This window comes from Melghiribacillus thermohalophilus, assembly GCF_004342905.1.
Classification (GTDB): Bacteria; Bacillota; Bacilli; order Bacillales; family Alkalibacillaceae; genus Melghiribacillus; species Melghiribacillus thermohalophilus.
Genome location: NZ_SMAN01000021.1, coordinates 22,666 through 40,481, shown reverse-complemented (window position 1 = coordinate 40,481; position 17,816 = coordinate 22,666). Strand labels below are relative to the sequence as shown.

Sequence of the window (17,816 nt, the reverse complement as noted above, 5' to 3'; positions counted from 1 at the left end):
CCCCCATTCATCATTGGCCAAAGCCGAATACACCTAAACGAGAAAACAGATTACTTTTTTCTAGTTTCCGCTCCTCCTTTCCTCACGTGCAGGCTCATCTTCCTGTCCCGCTTCATGATTTCTTCTTGTAGCAAGTGAAGGAAAGTTTCATCCAGCCCAAGTTTTTTCGCCATTTGATAAGCTTCCAACAATTGATCATCAGATAACCTTTGAATGCTTTTCAAGGCCTTAGCTTACACCCTTTCTCCATTGTACTTTGTAAGCGTATGCCAAAAAGAAATGTCGCGTCAAATCATATTTTAACGAATATTTGCGATTTTTTAAAATATTTTGTTTATTTCTGTTTAAAAAAAGCGTACCTATCCGTCCTGCAACAAAAAACAGCAAGGGTCTGAGATCACCTCAAACCCTTGCTGCACCTGGTTTTATGTAGCGCGCTCGGAGGGATTCGAACCCCCGGCAGACGTGGAACCGGAATCCACCGCTCTATCCAGCTGAGCTACGAGCGCATTTTTTAAACGGCATAAGTTATTATACTGACCTCTAGAGAAAAATGCAAGAGGTTTATTAAAAAGACCGCTGGTGGATTTTCCGTTTTATAACAGGTGTAAATTCATTGTTTTTCCAAACCTGGACGGTATAGATTCGTCAAGGAAGGTCGATGATATATAAAGACTGGTTTACATCAGGGGTTGAAAGGGAAATATCATGAACATAAACCGAATACATATAATACTGAAAAGTAAGTTCTTTTTGTTTGACCTTTATTGACCAAATATGTATGATAAACATTAGAAACAAAGTTATCCACTCAAAGGAGGAATTTTCAATGAATTTAATCCCAACTGTCATTGAGCAAACCAACCGCGGAGAACGTGCTTACGATATCTACTCAAGACTTTTAAAAGACCGTATCATTATGATCGGAAGCCCGATTGATGATAATGTAGCGAACTCTGTAGTGGCACAGATGTTGTTTTTGGCAGCAGAAGACCCAGAAAAAGATATTTCCCTTTACATTAATTCACCGGGTGGTTCCATTACAGCAGGTATGGCCATTTACGATACGATGCAATTTATTAAACCAGATGTATCGACCATTTGTATCGGCATGGCAGCTTCTATGGGAGCATTTCTGCTCGCAGCCGGCGCAAAGGGAAAGCGTTATGCCCTGCCAAACAGTGAAGTAATGATTCACCAGCCACTCGGCGGAACCCAGGGTCAGGCTGCAGACATACAGATTCATGCCAAACGGATTATGGAAATGCGCGATAAAATTAATCAAATTCTGGCCGATCGCACCGGTCAGCCGCTGGAAGTTATTGAACGGGATACAGACCGGGATTTCTTTATGACTGCCGATAAGGCAAAAGACTATGGATTAATTGACAAAGTCATGGAGAGCAAACGATAAATGACAGAAACCATCCCTCAGTGAACGTTCATTGATCACTGAGGGATGGTTCTTTTAACGTTATCTATCATTTTTGGCGGTTCAGCTAGCCACCTCTTATGCTTATGAAACCTTCTCCGATTAGTAAATTTTTCATATATGGCAAAAAAAGCTGCCTGATCACAACAGGCAGCCAACTTGTTCAAAGAATCACATATTTATGTAAGTTATTCCTCTTTGCTTACAAAGCGGACCAGTGCATCAATGGCGTCCTCTTCATCAGAACCTTCTGCCTGCAGGGTAATTTGCTCTCCAGTTCCGATGGCAAGGCTCATCAGCCCCATGATGCTCTTTGCATTCACCCTTTTATCTCCTTTTTTTAAGAAAATATCAGATGAATAGCGGTTTGCCTCCTGTACAAATTGGGCAGCTGGTCTGGCCTGTAAACCTGTTTTCAATCCGACTGTTACCGTTTTTTCGATCACCCTCATACTCCTCTCTTATATGACAAAATGATCCGTCAATTGTGAAAGCGCTGTTACGTTTCAGCTATGAAAAGAATCCTCTCGGACGGGAAAGCCTTCATGAATTGATTGTATTATATCATGAAAATTTTTAAAAAGAAATTAAGTTGAACCTTTTTTTGGCATTTCCCCTTTACGTAATTTTTCTGCGTATTCGTCTATTTTCCTCAAACGATGGTTGATCCCGGATTTGCTAATTTTTCCTGACGAAACCATTTCACCCAGTTCCTTTAACGTAACATCCTGATGTTCCAGCCTTAATTCCGCAATCTCTCTTAGTTTATCCGGAAGAACATCAAGTCCAACGGTATTCTGAATATATTTTATATTCTCCACCTGTCGAAATGCCGCCCCAATCGTTTTGTTTAAATTGGCGGTTTCGCAGTTTACCAGGCGATTGACGGAATTCCTCATATCCCTCATAATCCGCACATCTTCAAATTTTAAAAGAGCCTGATGAGCACCTACAACATTTAAAAATTCCGTAATTTTTTCAGCTTCTTTCAGATACGTAATATATCCCTTTTTGCGCTTTAACGTTCGGGCATGAAGATCAAAGGAATTCATTAACTCGCACAACGAATCATTATGTTCTTTATAAAATGTAGAAATTTCAAGGTGGTAGGAAGATGTTTCCGGATTGTTGACCGACCCACCTGCGAGAAAAGCCCCTCTGAGATACGAACGGCGACAGCACTTTTTTTTCGTATATTTCGGCGAAATATCCTGAACAAAAGAGAACGGTTCCTCTAATATGTCTAAATCTTTTAAAAAAAAGCGGACATTTTCTTTCAGGCGAACAATATATACATTGTTTTTCTTCAGGCGCATTTTTTTGCGTACCAGCAATTCAATCGAATAATCAAAATTTTTTTTGATCAGTTTATAGATCCGCTGGGCAATGGCTGCATTTTCTGTCTGTACATCCAGAACGTATTGCCTGCTGGAATAAGAGAGGGACCCGTTCATACGAATCAGGGCAGCCAGCTCAGCCCGGGCACAGCATGTATCTACTTCTATATTGGTCAGTTCCTTTTTTGTTTCCGATGCAAAAGACAACCCTTTCACCTCCAGCGCCTGCACTCAAAAACTTCCATCCAACTGTACAAAAAACGTCTCTTTCAGCAGGTAACTTTCCTGTAATCTCTCTATAAAAAAACATTTGTTATATTAATGAGTAAAGCAGACGGGCAACTTTTTGCGTATCATGGCGAAGGCTCGTTTGAGAAGTGTTAACAATGTCCCCTTCAATTATCTCCAGACCCAGGTCAAGGAGTCTTTCAATGTCATAGATGACAGGGGCTGCATTCTCCTTCTCATAAAGTTTTTGAATACCAGCTGAAATCGGTGCATTATGGACTACAATGGCATCAATACAAGAAAACCCTACATGATCACGAATCGCCTGAACATGATCAGAAGCCGTATATCCATTTGTTTCTCCATCCTGTGTCATGACATTGCAAACATAAACGACTTTCCCTCTGGCGCTCTGAAGCGCTCTACCAATTTCAGGAATAATCATATTCGGCAAAATACTTGTATATAAACTTCCCGGAGCAATCACGATTAAGTGGGCCTTCTCAATCGCTTCCACTGCTTCCGGCAGCGGTTCAATATGATCCGGGCTTAAAAAAACTCGTTTAATTTTTTTCTTTGCCTTTGGAATATTGGACTCCCCGGATACAATGGTTCCATCTTCCATCTCTGCATGCAGATACATGTTCTGATTGGCAATCGGATAAATCCTTCCCTTCACATTTAACACCCGGGAAATCTCTTTCATTCCCCGGTAAAAGTCTCCGGTAATTGTACTCATGGCTGCCAGTAATAAGTTTCCCAGCGAATGTCCGGACAATCCATTTCCATTTGTAAATCGGTGCTCAAACAGATCAAGAATCATCGGTTCAACATCAGACATGGCAGCGATGACTTTTCGGATATCTCCCGGTGCAGGAATGGCCATCTCACTTCGTAGCCTTCCTGAACTTCCTCCATCATCAGCTACGGTCACTATAGCCGACAGGGAGATGGGATAGTCCTTTAATCCACGAAGAAGGACAGGCATACCTGTTCCTCCCCCAATGACAACTACTCTCGGTTCCTCCTGCTCCCTCATCTCTATTTTTCCTTTCTTTTGGCAATATCACGATGCGAGACATGGGTAACATAATCTCCAGAAAACACCTTTCCCAGATGCTCAGCTATGGCTACTGACCGATGCTGCCCCCCCGTACAGCCTATGGCTATGACCAGCTGGCTCTTTCCTTCCCGCTTATAGTGGGGCAGCATGTATGTTAGCAAATCAATCAGCTTCTCCATGAATGTCTGGGTCTCGCTCCATTTAAACACATAGGAAGAAACTTCATGATTCTGACCGGTCAGAGGCCGTAAAGACTCCACGTAATGGGGATTGGGCAAAAAGCGGACATCAAAAACCAGATCAGAATCAATCGGCAGCCCATGTTTAAAGCCAAATGACACCACATGTACAGAAAATACCTGCTGAGACTTCTCTTTAAACGTATGAATGATCTTCTCTCTTAATTCACGGGGTTTTAAATTTGATGTATAAATAATTTGTTGAGCCCTTCCCTTCAATTCATCCAGTATTTCTCTTTCCCTGTGAATCCCTTCCAGGGGAAGGCCCTCACTGGCAAGGGGGTGACTTCTTCTCGTCTCCTTATAACGGGACACCAGCACATCATCATCCGCATCCAGAAACAGCACCTGCTCCTGAATCCACTCTTCTTTGCTCAGCTGATCCAGTGCATCAAATAAGGAATCAAAAAATTCCCTTCCCCTCAAATCCATGACCAGTGCCACTTTGGATATTTTGCTCTGGTTTTCCCGCATCAGTTCCAGAAACTTCGGAATTAAAGCCGGCGGCAAATTGTCTACACAAAAATATCCCAGATCTTCAAAACTTTGTACCGCAACCGTTTTTCCAGCACCGGACATGCCAGTAATAATCACGACCTGTATCTTGGAAGTATCGTTGTTCATAGCCCAGCCATTGCCCCCTTATTTATACATTGACAGGATCAAAATATTGTGACAGCAATTTATACTCAGGTGTGTAGTAGAAGGTTCCATATGTCATGTCTTCCTTTTCATTTAACACATGTTCAAAAATGTTCAGATCTCCTTCAGCCATTGGTTTCTGAAAAACTTCATCTAACGGAACCCACTCCAATTGTCCTTCTTCAGAAAATGGCCGTAAATTCCCTTCAAATTGTTCAGCAAAAAACGTAAACATCATCCATTCTTCGACGGTTTTGTCCCCCTCTTTGATGACAAATGTATAGGTCCCTTTTAAAACCGGATGTACGAGGGTCAGCCCTGTCTCTTCATAAAACTCCCTTACAACCGACTGCCTGATGGTCTCCCCCGGCTCCATCTTTCCGCCAGGGGCTACATACCATCCTCTTCTTGGCTTTTTCAACATTAAAATATGATGATCATGTTTTAAAATGCAATTGGTTACCCGTTTCATTTTTAGTCACCTCATTTTTCTTCATTAGAGGCTCTGTTCATTATTATACTATGAAAAAGAAAGGGACAACAAATAGAGGGTTGTCAGAATTTGTATTGATCTGTCTTTGGCCAATCTTCAGACGCAACAGTTGGTTATAACCATCTGACCATCTTTTTTATGTACAAAAAATGCACAGGCAAAACGGGTTTGCCTGTGCCTGAATAGGATCTATCTATTAAAAGGGGGTCAATTATTTAAGTTCATTGTACCCCATAAATATTTCAAACGTGTTACACCAGGATTAAAATGTAGTTACTTTTATAAATACAGGCTTTTTAAAGGTTGTGGATAAACTGTATTAGTTTTTCACTTTCATTTCTTCTAACAGATTTTCCACATAGTGCTGGGCTGACTGAGCAGCAATACTGCCGTCACCGGTAGCTGTAACAATTTGTCGAAGTTCCTTTTCACGAATGTCACCGGCAGCAAATATTCCTGGCACCTTTGTCTCCATTTTTTCATTTGTTTCAATATAACCATTCTCGTTCGTTATTCCGAGGGATTGAAATGGCTCACTGAGTGGAACCATTCCGATGTAGATAAATACTCCGTCTGCCTCTTTTTCATATTCTTCTTCTGTTTTCTTGTTATAAAGAGTTACACTGCCCACTTTTCCGTCTTTTTCATTAATGGATTTCACAACAGTATCCCAGATAAAATCAATTTTTTCGTTGTCAAATGCCCGCTGCTGCAAGATTTTCTGAGCACGCAACTGGTCCCTGCGGTGTACAATGGTCACTTTGCTGGCAAAACGGGTTAAATAAACCCCTTCTTCTACAGCTGAATCTCCACCGCCAACCACAATTAATTTTTTATCTTTAAAGAATGCACCGTCACAGACTGCACAGTAAGAAACCCCACGGCCGCCTAATTCTTCTTCCCCTGGCACGCCTAATTTTTTATACTGGGCACCGGTTGCGATGATGACGGAACGTGCTTTATATTCTTTGTCTCCGGCAATAACGGTTTTATATTCTTTGCCATCCTTCACTTCTTTAATATCACCAAAGGCATATTCCGCTCCAAACTTTTTCGCATGCTCAAACATTTTGTTTGATAAATCCGGACCGAGTATGCTTTCGTAGCCAGGATAGTTTTCGACATCTTCCGTGTTTGCCATCTGTCCCCCCGGCACTCCCCGTTCAATCATTAACGTGTCAAGGTTTGCACGGGACGTATAAACCGCAGCAGTCATACCGGCAGGTCCTGCACCTGCAATAATCACATCATAAATGCGTTCTTCTGCCATTTTTCTCAACTCCTTTTTCTTCCTCTTCAACCAACAGCGTGTTACACAATTTTATCGTATCGGAGTCATCCATGTGCGTCTATTGATTTGCTCAAATTGATAAAGACTTCACAAAACGTTCAAAATTTTAATGTTCTTCCCAGGGCTGTTTGGATTTCGACAGTTCCGGATATTTTTTGCACCCTTCCTTCCAAATCATATGGGCCTTTTCTTCATAACCTGAATGGAAGGCAGACAGACTATACCATTTGTAATAAGAAACTCTGTTTTTCTCCTGGGTTCTCCAGAGTTCCTGAAACCTTATAAGAGCCTCATCGAAATAGCCTGTCCTGGCAAATGCAACAGCCATTTTTAATTTTTGGGACTCATGAATAGGATGTACATTCCATAATTTTTTTATGTGATGAGTTGAAAGTTCTCTCTCCCCGGATACATGGTAAAATATTGCGAGGTTGACCGTACTATTTATTGATTCTCCATCATGTTCCACCCATTGTTTTTCGAGTTCAATAGCCTCCTCCTGCTCTCCAGAAAAAAACAGTGCGTAGGCATAATCATGCCTGGCTGAGGGATGTTCGGGAAAAAGGGCCATCATTTCCTCTAATACGGGCAGCGCCTCGTTCCATTCCTCATATTCCATATGCTGAAAGACCATTTCCTGATAATGCAGCAGTTCATCTTCATGATCGAAAAGCCAATCCTCATTTTCTGGTTCATGATACATCTTCAACATATCAAGGAGCTGTCCGGCTTCTTCGTTATAGTCGCCTTCAGGATCCTTTTCCAGATACATCTCTGCATACTTTTGCGCCTGATCAAAAAGACCGAGATGGGAGTAGTTATTGGCCATCAAATAATAACAGTCAGGAAACTCCTGCGGGAAGCCCTCAAGCACTTCCTGCAGAATGTCATTGGCTTTCTGATACGAACCTGTCTCTGTGTAGATCACTGAAAGCTGACATTTATATAAAGGGTTTGTCGGCGAAAGTTCAACCGCGCGTTTTAGCCATTTTTTCGCTTTTAAAAAATCTTTCTTTCTCAATGCTTTTACACCATGAACGAAATAAAAATCTCCCTCATTTAAAAACGGAATAACATTTTGTTCATGTGTGACATGACTGTCTTTATACATACGGTGCCTCCCATCTTTTGTTTCGCGTTGCAAGTATATCATATTCAAGAGGGGGAGACTACCACATGATACGCGTTTTCTTAACAAATCCGGATCAGGGCTTTATGGATGATATGGATGATCCTTTTTCCAGCTGTCCGGCAAGTCACTATGGAATTAATCATATAGAAACGAGCAAGAAAATGATCATCAACGGTTTAGGAGCCGGGATGATCTCAAAACTTTGCGTATCACACGAGATCAAATTGTATTTGCTCAACGTACTGAGCATCCGTCCGATCCCGATGACTCGTAAGTTTGATTATTACTTCCGGCGCGAAAACACCCTCTATCCGTCTATCGATGCAATCAGGGACATCCTTATGGATTTATTTTCCTCAAATATATTTCGTAAAAGAATACTGTACCTCTGGAGGAGGGATCCCGGGCTCTTCAGGCTGCTTCGAGCTTTCTACAGAAACAGCCTCCTCGAAGGCCCTCCATCCGTAGAAATACAGCAAACACAAACCAGTATACTCTCTTGTGATTAAAAAAATCGCCTTCCGCTATTGTGTAACGGAAAGCGATTATTTCACAGCTTAAATCTCTATGAGTCGGATTTGTTTATTTTTCTTGCTGCTTTTGAGCTCTCTCTTCTGTTCAAAACTTACCTCTGATCTATATTTTTCTTCAAGCCGGTCTTCCATCGATGGTTTTCCCCTGTTTCATGCGATTAGAGGCTAAAAATCGTTCCATATCATTCTTTAAATGTTTCAGCGATTCGGCTTCTTTGACTAGTTCATCCATCGTTTTCAGCTGATCGTCACTGATGTCTGTCAGTTCTTCAAACATTTCCACAGATTCCCGGGAAATAAACGTTACCTGCTCAAAGGTCGACATGATTTGCTGGGCTCCGGAAGATAATTCCTCCGCCGTAGCAGACGTATCATTATTGTTCTCAGCAATGACCCGGGTGGAAGATAAAATTTCCTTGAAAATATTCCCAACTTCCTCGATTGCTTGATTGGTTTCTTCCAGTTCCACTGTACCCTGTTCCATGGAATTCACAGCTACTTCCGTTTCTTTCTGTGTTCCCTGAATAATGGCTGCCACTTCATCGGAAGACTGCCTTGCCTGTTCTGCCAGTTTCCGTACCTCATCAGCAACGACCGCAAAGCCTTTTCCATGATCCCCGGCACGGGCAGCTTCAATGGCCGCGTTCAAAGCAAGCAGATTAATCTGTTCAGAAATATTTGTAATCACATTTAAAATGGTGCCAATTTCCTGAGATTTTTCCCCTAAATTTTTAATCGCATGATTGGTTGATTTCAACGTGTGGTTTAACTGGTTCATCTTAGCTATTGAAGTTTCGAGCTTCATATTTCCTTCTTTGGTATAGTCCAGTGTCGTATTGGACTGGTCTGCAATCTGGGTTGAACGGTTGGATAAATCCACAATTGCAGAAGTCATTTCCTGCAAAGCTGCTGAACTTTCTTCAGTAGCCTCTAACTGTTTTTTTAATCCCCTTCCGACCTCATCCATGGCTGCCCTTACAATATCCGCCTTCTCAGTAGCGTACTCTCCCTGCTCGGTCAGCCTTTTTCCTTTTTCATGAACATCTTTAGAAAATACGGATACTTTCTCCATCGTGCGTTTTAAGAAGGCAGACAGTTGGGAATAGATGGGGTGATCCGGGGTGCTGTCAAAATTCCCCCTTGACAATTCTTCCATGGCATTTTCCACTGCCTGATCAGACTGAAGACTTCGTTTGAGCTGAAAGTATCGATACCCAACATAAATATTCGATATTACCAAAATAATGAGTAAACCAAGTAAAGCTTCATTCATTGTTTATCACCTGTTCTTTTAAAAAGATTTCTTGAACCATTTCTTGATATCCTACAACTCTTTGATCAACAGATATGTTCCATCACCATGATCTGGAGAAATCTGGTTTAAACGGCTGTTATCCCTGTACTTGTAAACAATATGACTTCCATTAATGTCTTTATACTTTTTAAATCCATGATATTTTTCCATCACTCGAATCGAGCGGATGTTGGTCGCTTCGCCGTAAAGAGCCTTCATTCCATTGGTGGAAGCTTTTTCAATAAGCCCTTTCCCCAGCTGTTTGATAATATCATGACGCCCTTCCTTCGCTGTAACACCAAGCATAAACAAATGAACCAATTCCCCGTCCTCTATTTCTTTTCCCTTCTGTTTCTTGTAATCTTCCATAAAGCGTTTGTCCACATCTTCTAATACATGAAGGATCACATTCATATCCGCAAATGAACCCTTGAAAACATCTTCTCCAATAATTTCAGGAGCATTGGTGTCACCGGCAAGGACACCTACCACTTGATCCTCCTGATCCCTGGCAATCATGCAAAAACCCTGATCGACTGTCGATTCAAGATAGTCTTTTGTAAACTGATAAAAATCATCATCATTTATATTTAGAACCCCACACATAGGCTCCTGAACCCATTTTCCTTCAATTTCCACCCCTATAAATGAACGGGTAAGGCACTGGGCTGCTTGATCGATCAATTTTGATTGGTCGCCTGTTAAAAATTCATAGGTAAATACATGCTGCGACGTCGGCATATATGACAACTCCTCCTGGTTAGATCTATATTTGATCAACTAGTTTTCCCGGAAAATCAATTCGTTCCAGCGCGTTCCTGAGCTGAACCTGGGCAATCTTAGAAGACGGTTTGACGATAATGATTTCCTTAAATCCAAGGCTGGCATAAAACTGCATGGTTTGCTCCAGCTGGGAGACAACCTTCGATGGTACAGGTGTCTGATAAGTCCCATCTACCACAAAGGTGTACTTCTCCTTTGGAACTTTATTAATCGTTTCCTGAAGATCTGTCATATAACTTTCTACATCGTTCTCCCGAATCAGCCCATGTACCTGAATCCGCAATTCTTGTCTGGCTTCATCAATTGCCATCTTATATTTCTTTTTATCTACAACGATTCCTTTCATTTCCGGACCCCTTTCTGCATCTGATTTTTTACACACATCTTCTAACTATTTTTTATTTCAAGATAATATAGACTTCCCTCCTCCCTTTTTGTATGTTCATTTCTTGATCAAATTAGACCGCCATTTTCTATTCCATTATATAACATCAGGAAAGAAAATGATACAATTTTCGACATATTTGGATAAATTTCGTTATTATTTGGTATAATCAGGGGGTAAGAAGGGGGAGTTTTGATGAACGACTTAAAAAAGAGAAAGATTCTGTCATCACTAATCTAATTATTTCATCGGATGGTAGAATAAATCATTAATTATATTATAAAAATTTAATGTTCATATTTTCTTTAATTAGTCATATTATCCTAGCCTTGATCCGACAAAAATCGTCATAAAGTTTTATGAAAAGTCAGTAAATAAATGGTAATAATAGACCTGCACGTATGGTGAAAACTCCCTTATAATAGAAAAATAGGTTATTTCAGGGTATATATTTTTTTCATGTGAACAAACATCTGCTTGTAGGAGGCCTGATGATGAAAGATATACAACAATTTTTCCCAAGTATAGATGGAAATTTAGATCAGAGAAATAAGCTGATCGGTTATATCAAGGACATACTGAACGAATTAGACGAATTAAAAGACCCGGATCAATTAACACTGGGTGAAATACCCGATTACAAGGAAGATCATTACAATCAAATTATTCATACTGCTGAAATTCCCCGGCAGTCTATTGCAATGGAAAAGACGATTCATGAACTTTTGAATCTGGCAAAAGGCCACCGTTACATTAACCGCAATTATGTAGCCAATGCTGCACCTCTTCCTTCCATTCCAGCTATTCTTGGAAACTTGCTGATGATTCTATTAAACGGAAATAATCTCTGGGATGTGGAAAGCTCAGGAGCATCCCGGGCTGAAGTTGCCATCACCAGCATGCTTTCCAAACTGATTGGACTGGATCCTCATCAAAGTGCGGGATATACCACATGGGGGGGACAGGGAGCGGTCTTTCACTCGCTGAGACTGGCTATCGCCCGCCATTACCCGGAATCCAATAAACAGGGGATACCTGACCATCTTTACTGTTTCTGTTCAGAGCTGTCCCATTATAGCCTGTACAAATCTATGGAAGCAACCGGTATCGGGGTTGACCATCTTATACGTGTGAAAACAAATGATGATCATTCCATCAATATTGATGATTTGAAGAAAAAAATGATCGAAGTGATTTCCCGGGGCGGCGTACCCATTTATGTTTTAGCTACCATGGGAACAACCGATACATTTGGAATAGATGATTTGAAAGAAATAAAGAACGTTACTGATCAACTGGAAAAGGAATATGGGCTGGATCCTGTATATATCCATGCAGATTCTGCCATGGGGGGAATGTATGCGTTTTTTAATGAATACGATTTTGAGTCAAATCCTCTCGAGTTAAGCCTGGAGGCCCATAAAGTACTGAAAGCATATCAGGAAAAGTTCCGGAACTTATGCCTGGCAGACAGTCTCGTATTTGATTTTCATAAACTCGGACAAACTCCTTATGCTTCAAGTTTATTTATGATAAAGGACAAAGAGCTCTTAAAATATGTCGATCTGGATCACGATGAAACACCTTATGTCGGAAATCGAAGTTTTGGCTCGTATCACACCAGCTACACCCTGGAATGTTCCCGGATGGGGAGTTCCATACCTATTTATGCTTCATTGTTAGCTTTAGGGGTCGAAGGGTATCAAAAAATTTTAGCTAACTATATCGAAGTGAATATTTCGTTTAGGAACTTGCTCCAGAGAGAAATACCGAATGCAGCCATTACCAACGATGTTTCACCTGTGACGACCTTTCGATTTTACCCTGACGAGGTATTGTGGAAAGATGAATTGAATGGTCGATTGACCCGTGCACAAATTGAACAGATAAACAAATTTAATGAAAAATTTGGCGAGATTCTCGGTCAGAATCGGCAAAAAATATATTTTGGCGGAACCAGAAAACAGCGTTTCGTTCAACCAGTTGATTATGAACGAAGGATGCCCATATATGCCCATAAATTTTTTTCAATTTCTCCATATACAACCGTGGACGAGGTGGAACGTTATGTCCAGTTTTTAAAGGAAATGATGGATGTCTACCAAAAAGAACTTGCAATGACTTAACGAATGCTTGTTATCATACCGTCACAAAAAAATGCAAAAACAGGAATTTACACCTATCTATTCAACGGTTTCAAAGATATTTTTACTTTTTCATCCAGATATATCGATATTTATTCTTATGATTGTTCCTATTTTTTACATTCTATAATAAAGGTAAATTCGATAAAAATTGACATTTTGTTCAATTCTATCAATAATTGAATCATACACCTTCTTACTTCATTTCATGATATTCAATATGTCAAAGGCAAAACCGTCGAAAGTCGGTGACGCAAAGCTACGGATCTAAGGTCTAACCGCCTGAAGCAAAGGTTTGACTATGATAGCCGGGTTGCCATGTTCCATCTAATGGGGCTTTTTTGCTTTGACAAAAAAGCCCCTATTTTGTTAGAGGAATGATTGAAAGAAACCATCCCGTCAGTCTGCATGAGGTCATTTCTTAAAAGTTCATTAATCGTATGGAAGTGCATGACCGTTTATTAAAAGAACACAATCTCATGAATGTCATCCCAGAACCAATTTGAATTGGTTGATTGACTGAAGGATATCAGTCTTTCTGGTTCTTTTTTAGGGGGAGTGGGTGGTTAAGTTGGATAACATATCCTTTCTTATCTATTTAGTTGTTCTAATCATTGCTCTGGTTATACAGAGGAATGATTAAAGAACAGATGATGGCAGTTGTCAATCACGCTGCTCGTTAAACACATGACAGGGTATTATGCACGAACTACTGGTTTTGACATAATGTATTTGCTTTTTCTATCATTCATTCAAAAGTTAACAGAGGAAATGTGAACAAACTGTAATATTCATTTTTGAATGATGCAAATGACCATAAAAAAGACCCTAATCCTTCAGGAAAGGGTCTTCCGCCATTCGCCTGTCCATTTCTTCCTTTGAAAATATGATCCGCATAGGGTTGCCGCCTGCAAAACAGCCCGGTGGGACATCTTTATGTACCAGAGTTCCGGCAGAGACAATTGCCCCATCCCCGATCGTCACCCCGGGAAGAATGGTCGTATTAGCTCCAATCATGACCTCATCACCGATTTTTACTTCTCCCAGCCGATACTCCTTTACCAGATATTCATGAGCAAGAATGGTCGTATTATAGCCTATAACGGTGTTCCGCCCTACGGAAATCTTTTCTGGAAACATCACATCCAGCATCACCATCAGAGCGAAGGAAGTCTGGTCTCCGACTTTCATCTTTAATAAAGTCCGGTACATCCAGTTTTTCAGGGCAAGAAACGGGGTGTAACGGGCCGTCTGGATGACGATAAAATTTTTAACCACTTTCCAGAAAGGAACGGTCTTATACACATGCCACAGAGAATTGGCCCCGTGCACCCGGTACCGTTTCGTTTTCCGCATGAAATCACACTCCTACAATTTTCAAAAGATCGGTCATGTGTTCCAACATAAAGTCCGGTTTGAACTGTTCCAATTTCTCTCGCCCCTTAATGGTCCAGGCAACACCGGCTGTTTTGGTTCCAGCATTTTTCCCCGCTTGAATATCATGATAGTTATCCCCGATCATGATCGTTTCTGAAGCTTTTGCATCAAGAGCTTTCATCGCCCTCATCACTGGTTCTGGATGGGGTTTGGGGTGATGGACATCATCCAGTGACACGATGATATCAAAATAAGAATCAAGTCTGGTCAGCCTCAGCCCTTTATCCACGGATGGACGCATTTTCGTTGTGACAATACCGAGCTGAAAACCATTATGTTTTAATGTTTCAACGGTTTCCTTCACACCATCATAAACGGTCACATACCGGTCATGATGGGCTAAATTGTGTTCCCGATATGCCTCGACCAGTTCATCCACTTTCTCAGGGTGAACTTTGCGAAAACTGTCAGGAAGAGGCGGCCCGATAAAATCGAGCACATCCTCCCGTGTATACTTTCCCGGAAAATACTGTTCCAGGGTATGCAAAAAAGAGGCGATAATCAGTTCATTCGTGTCGATCAAGGTTCCATCTAAATCAAAAAGGATTGTTTGCACGTTCATGGGCTGTTTCCTTTCTGTTTGATAATTCAAGACGATTCCAGACAAAAGCAACGGCAGCCGTCAATATAATAGCTGTGGTTATACGAATCAACAGCAGCGGCCATACCGGAATTCCCAGGGGTACAAAGATCAAGGTATCTTCGACGACTGCGTGACAGGAAACAAGAAAAATGAGAACAAGATACATATCTTTTCGGGATACTCCATCTTCCTTGACAGCCTGAATCATGAGTCCGGCGCCGTAAGCAAGCCCAATCGTCAATCCCGCCACCAGCGTCATGGATGCATTTTTTTCAACCCCTAACCATTTCGTTATAGGTGCGAACCACTGAGAAAACCGATCCAGCCAGTTGTTTTCCTTCAGCCACTGCATCACCATCATGAGTGGTATCACAATAACCGCAATTTGTACAACGCCAATCAAGGCTGTTTCTAAGGCCGAATACAAAATCTGACCCCATCCTTCAGGTCCCGCTCCTTCTGTAGAACTAGCTCCATACCTTGCAAGCTCGGACCCTCCCTGCCAGAATAGATTAATCAACAGTCCGGAAATTGCCGCAAGCCCGAGCCTTAAGCCGGAAATAAACCACCAGCTGACGCCTACTTTTGAAGCTACCGTGGATTCGATCAATAAATTATGGGAAAAAGACAGCATGACTGCAAGGATAAAAACCTCTTTTACCGTGAATTCAAAGGATAAAATCGCCCCGATCGCAGCATACAAATTCAGAAAATTCCCGAGCACAAGGGGGACTGCCGCTTCTCCTGAAAGGCCAAACCAGCCCATTATTGGAGCCAGCCAGTCAATGATCATGGGCAAAATCGGGGTATACTGCAAAATCGTGACAATCACCGTTATCGGAAAAATGATTTTTCCTAAGGTCCAGGTTAACGATAACCCGCTTTTCAGTCCACGTTTCCACACTCCTGACAATGTTATGTTACCTCCTGCCTGTAGTCACTCTCGATCCATCATAATGTTGGTCAGCATACCCTGCTTTACGGCGATAGATCATCACCACAACGCTTGCCAAAATCAACCCCACGGATATCAGCTGAGCCACACGAAAATCGCCAAGATAAAGACTATCCGTACGCATCCCTTCGATAAAAAACCGTCCAATGGAATACCAGATTAAATAACCGAAAAATATTTCCCCACGTCGCGGATTTATTTTTCTTAAAAACAACAAGAATATTAACCCGAGTATGTTCCAGACAGACTCATATAAAAAGGTTGGATGATGGAGAACACCATCCACACACATCTGATTCATGATGAAATCAGGCACATACCGGAGTACATTCTCATACGCTTCGGGCGATACAGGTCCCCCATAAGCTTCCTGATTCATAAAATTCCCCCAGCGCCCAATCGCCTGACCTAAAATCAGACTTGGTGCCGCAATGTCTGCCAGCTGCCAGAACGAAACGTTTTTTGCCCGGGCATAGAGGACAGCGGTGATGATCGATGCAATCAGTGCTCCATGAATAGCGATTCCACCTTCCCAGATGGCAAACACATCCCACCATGGACCACCCTGATAACGTTCCCATTCAAAAATGACGTAATATGTACGGGCTCCGATAATCGCTGCCGGAATAGCAAACACTAATAAATCCACAAATAAATCTTTATTTAAACCGAGACGATCGGATTCCCGCATCGCCAGGAGCAATCCTAAAAATGCTCCGGTGGCGATAATGACCCCATACCAGTATATTGTAAAAGGCCCCAGTTCCAGAAATACTCGATCATAAGGTAATGTATTACAGGTCAATGGCTTATCCTCCTTTTAATAGCGCTCCCAGTCATCCTGATCCACTTCCACCATTTTCGATAAACGATCGGAAAATTCTTCTGCTGTATTGATTCCCATCCGTTTTAACCGGAAATTCATCGCTGCCACTTCGATAATCACAGCAAGATTTCGCCCGGGGCGTACAGGAATTGTGGCTTTCGGCAATTCAACATCCATGATTTTCATCGTGTCTTCATCCAGCCCCAGCCGGTCATACTGTTTCTTCTCATCCCACAGTTCCAGATGGATGACAAGAGAGATTCTTTTGAAATTTCGTACCGCACCAGCCCCAAACAGGGTCATCACATTAATAATACCAAGACCGCGAATTTCCAATAAATGTTCAATTAATGGAGGCGGATTGCCTATTAACGTGTCATAGTCCTCCTGACGGATTTCCACACTGTCATCGGCTACCAGGCGATGTCCCCGCTTCACCAGCTCAAGGGCAGCCTCGCTTTTACCTACACCGCTCTGTCCGGTGATCAGGACACCAACACCATATATATCGACAAGTACCCCATGGACTGCCGTAAACGGAGCAAATTTGGATTCTAAAAAGTTTGTCAGACGGCTAATGACCCGTGTGGTTTTATAAGGAGAACGCATGATTGGTACTCCGGCATCATTGGCCGCATCGACCAGCTCCTGCGGGACTTCCATTCCCCTGGTAATCACAATACCAGGTGTCACATCAGTACATAGCTGTTCAACCCGCTCTGTTTTGACGTCCTGGGGCAGTTCATGAAAAAAAGAAAGCTCTGTGCGCCCTAATAACTGAAGCCGCTCTGCTGGATAATGTTTAAAGTATCCGGCTATTTCCATACCCGGTCTGGATATGTCACTGGTAATAATCTCCCGGTGAATTCCAGCTTCCCCGGCCACCAGTTCCAGGCTAAATCGTTCCAGAATATCTTTTGTCCGAACTTTGCCCATCACGTTGTTTCCTCCCCGATTGGAATCACTGTATCTTATTTTAGCACGTTTGACAGCAATTGTAATAGAACTTCATGATTGAA

At 41.8% G+C, this 17,816-nt stretch carries 18 protein-coding genes, 1 tRNA gene and 1 riboswitch; of the genes, 2 read left to right on the top strand and 17 right to left on the bottom strand.

Translation table 11 applies throughout. The features are described from left to right. Positions 1-50: 50 nt before the first annotated feature. Entirely contained in the window at positions 51-224 is a 174-nt protein-coding gene (sda, locus tag EDD68_RS12640) for a sporulation histidine kinase inhibitor Sda (RefSeq protein ID WP_279388270.1), read from the bottom strand. A 209-nt stretch (positions 225-433) separates the two neighbouring features. Further along, positions 434-509, bottom strand: a tRNA-Arg gene (locus EDD68_RS12635). A 272-nt stretch (positions 510-781) separates the two neighbouring features. On the opposite strand from EDD68_RS12635, the gene clpP reads away from it, so the two are divergent. Continuing rightward, positions 782-1,414, top strand: coding sequence for an ATP-dependent Clp endopeptidase proteolytic subunit ClpP (clpP, locus tag EDD68_RS12630; RefSeq protein ID WP_279388269.1), 633 nt, complete (start codon positions 782-784; stop codon positions 1,412-1,414). Positions 1,415-1,620: 206 nt separating this feature from the next. On the opposite strand, the gene EDD68_RS12625 is transcribed toward clpP, so the two are convergent. From EDD68_RS12625 to EDD68_RS12575, 10 genes are all read right to left on the bottom strand, one after another. After that, the gene (locus tag EDD68_RS12625; RefSeq protein ID WP_132372652.1) at positions 1,621-1,878 is read right to left on the bottom strand and encodes an HPr family phosphocarrier protein; all 258 of its coding nucleotides are present in this window, start codon (positions 1,876-1,878) and stop codon (positions 1,621-1,623) included. A 141-nt stretch (positions 1,879-2,019) separates the two neighbouring features. After that, positions 2,020-2,976 (bottom strand): DNA-binding protein WhiA, encoded by a 957-nt coding sequence (gene whiA, locus EDD68_RS12620; RefSeq protein ID WP_132372651.1) that lies wholly within the window; start codon positions 2,974-2,976, stop codon positions 2,020-2,022. A 106-nt stretch (positions 2,977-3,082) separates the two neighbouring features. Next, positions 3,083-4,036 carry a gluconeogenesis factor YvcK family protein gene (locus EDD68_RS12615; protein WP_132372650.1) on the bottom strand — a complete coding sequence of 318 codons (954 nt, stop codon included), beginning with the start codon at positions 4,034-4,036 and terminating at the stop codon, positions 3,083-3,085. 2 nt (positions 4,037-4,038) lie between these two features. After that, positions 4,039-4,923, bottom strand: coding sequence for an RNase adapter RapZ (gene rapZ, locus EDD68_RS12610; protein WP_132372649.1), 885 nt, complete (start codon positions 4,921-4,923; stop codon positions 4,039-4,041). Between the two features lie 22 nt (positions 4,924-4,945). Further along, the gene (locus tag EDD68_RS12605) at positions 4,946-5,413 is read right to left on the bottom strand and encodes an 8-oxo-dGTP diphosphatase (RefSeq protein WP_132372648.1); all 468 of its coding nucleotides are present in this window, start codon (positions 5,411-5,413) and stop codon (positions 4,946-4,948) included. A gap of 340 nt (positions 5,414-5,753) precedes the next feature. Further along, positions 5,754-6,734 carry a thioredoxin-disulfide reductase gene (gene trxB / locus EDD68_RS12600; protein WP_279388268.1) on the bottom strand — a complete coding sequence of 327 codons (981 nt, stop codon included), beginning with the start codon at positions 6,732-6,734 and terminating at the stop codon, positions 5,754-5,756. Between the two features lie 97 nt (positions 6,735-6,831). Next, entirely contained in the window at positions 6,832-7,836 is a 1,005-nt protein-coding gene (locus EDD68_RS12595; RefSeq protein WP_132372646.1) for a tetratricopeptide repeat protein, read from the bottom strand. A 669-nt stretch (positions 7,837-8,505) separates the two neighbouring features. Further along, entirely contained in the window at positions 8,506-9,663 is a 1,158-nt protein-coding gene (locus EDD68_RS12585) for a methyl-accepting chemotaxis protein (protein ID WP_132372644.1), read from the bottom strand. A gap of 51 nt (positions 9,664-9,714) precedes the next feature. Further along, the gene (locus EDD68_RS12580) at positions 9,715-10,425 is read right to left on the bottom strand and encodes a hypothetical protein (RefSeq protein WP_132372643.1); all 711 of its coding nucleotides are present in this window, start codon (positions 10,423-10,425) and stop codon (positions 9,715-9,717) included. Positions 10,426-10,450: 25 nt separating this feature from the next. Beyond that, positions 10,451-10,813 (bottom strand): hypothetical protein, encoded by a 363-nt coding sequence (locus EDD68_RS12575; protein ID WP_132372642.1) that lies wholly within the window; start codon positions 10,811-10,813, stop codon positions 10,451-10,453. A gap of 533 nt (positions 10,814-11,346) precedes the next feature. Here EDD68_RS12575 and EDD68_RS12570 point away from each other — a divergent pair. Further along, positions 11,347-12,978, top strand: coding sequence for a pyridoxal phosphate-dependent decarboxylase family protein (locus EDD68_RS12570; protein ID WP_132372641.1), 1,632 nt, complete (start codon positions 11,347-11,349; stop codon positions 12,976-12,978). Between the two features lie 236 nt (positions 12,979-13,214). After that, positions 13,215-13,317, top strand: a riboswitch (cyclic di-GMP riboswitch). Between the two features lie 507 nt (positions 13,318-13,824). Here EDD68_RS12570 and EDD68_RS12565 read toward each other — a convergent pair. Genes EDD68_RS12565 through hprK form a run of 5 tightly spaced genes read right to left on the bottom strand, consistent with a single transcriptional unit; the run spans position 13,825 to position 17,733 of the window. Beyond that, positions 13,825-14,352: an acyltransferase gene (locus tag EDD68_RS12565; RefSeq protein ID WP_132372640.1), complete on the bottom strand. Its 528-nt coding sequence runs from the start codon at positions 14,350-14,352 to the stop codon at positions 13,825-13,827. A 4-nt stretch (positions 14,353-14,356) separates the two neighbouring features. After that, the gene (gene ppaX, locus EDD68_RS12560) at positions 14,357-14,995 is read right to left on the bottom strand and encodes a pyrophosphatase PpaX (protein WP_132372639.1); all 639 of its coding nucleotides are present in this window, start codon (positions 14,993-14,995) and stop codon (positions 14,357-14,359) included. Next, on the bottom strand, positions 14,970-15,929 hold the full coding sequence (locus EDD68_RS12555) for a nucleoside recognition domain-containing protein (RefSeq protein WP_132372638.1): 960 nt from the start codon (positions 15,927-15,929) through the stop codon (positions 14,970-14,972). The genes ppaX and EDD68_RS12555 overlap by 26 nt, the downstream gene beginning before the upstream one ends. Before the next feature lie 7 nt (positions 15,930-15,936). Further along, positions 15,937-16,776, bottom strand: coding sequence for a prolipoprotein diacylglyceryl transferase (lgt, locus tag EDD68_RS12550; RefSeq protein ID WP_132372637.1), 840 nt, complete (start codon positions 16,774-16,776; stop codon positions 15,937-15,939). A gap of 15 nt (positions 16,777-16,791) precedes the next feature. Next, the gene (gene hprK / locus EDD68_RS12545; protein ID WP_132372674.1) at positions 16,792-17,733 is read right to left on the bottom strand and encodes an HPr(Ser) kinase/phosphatase; all 942 of its coding nucleotides are present in this window, start codon (positions 17,731-17,733) and stop codon (positions 16,792-16,794) included. Positions 17,734-17,816: the final 83 nt, after the last annotated feature.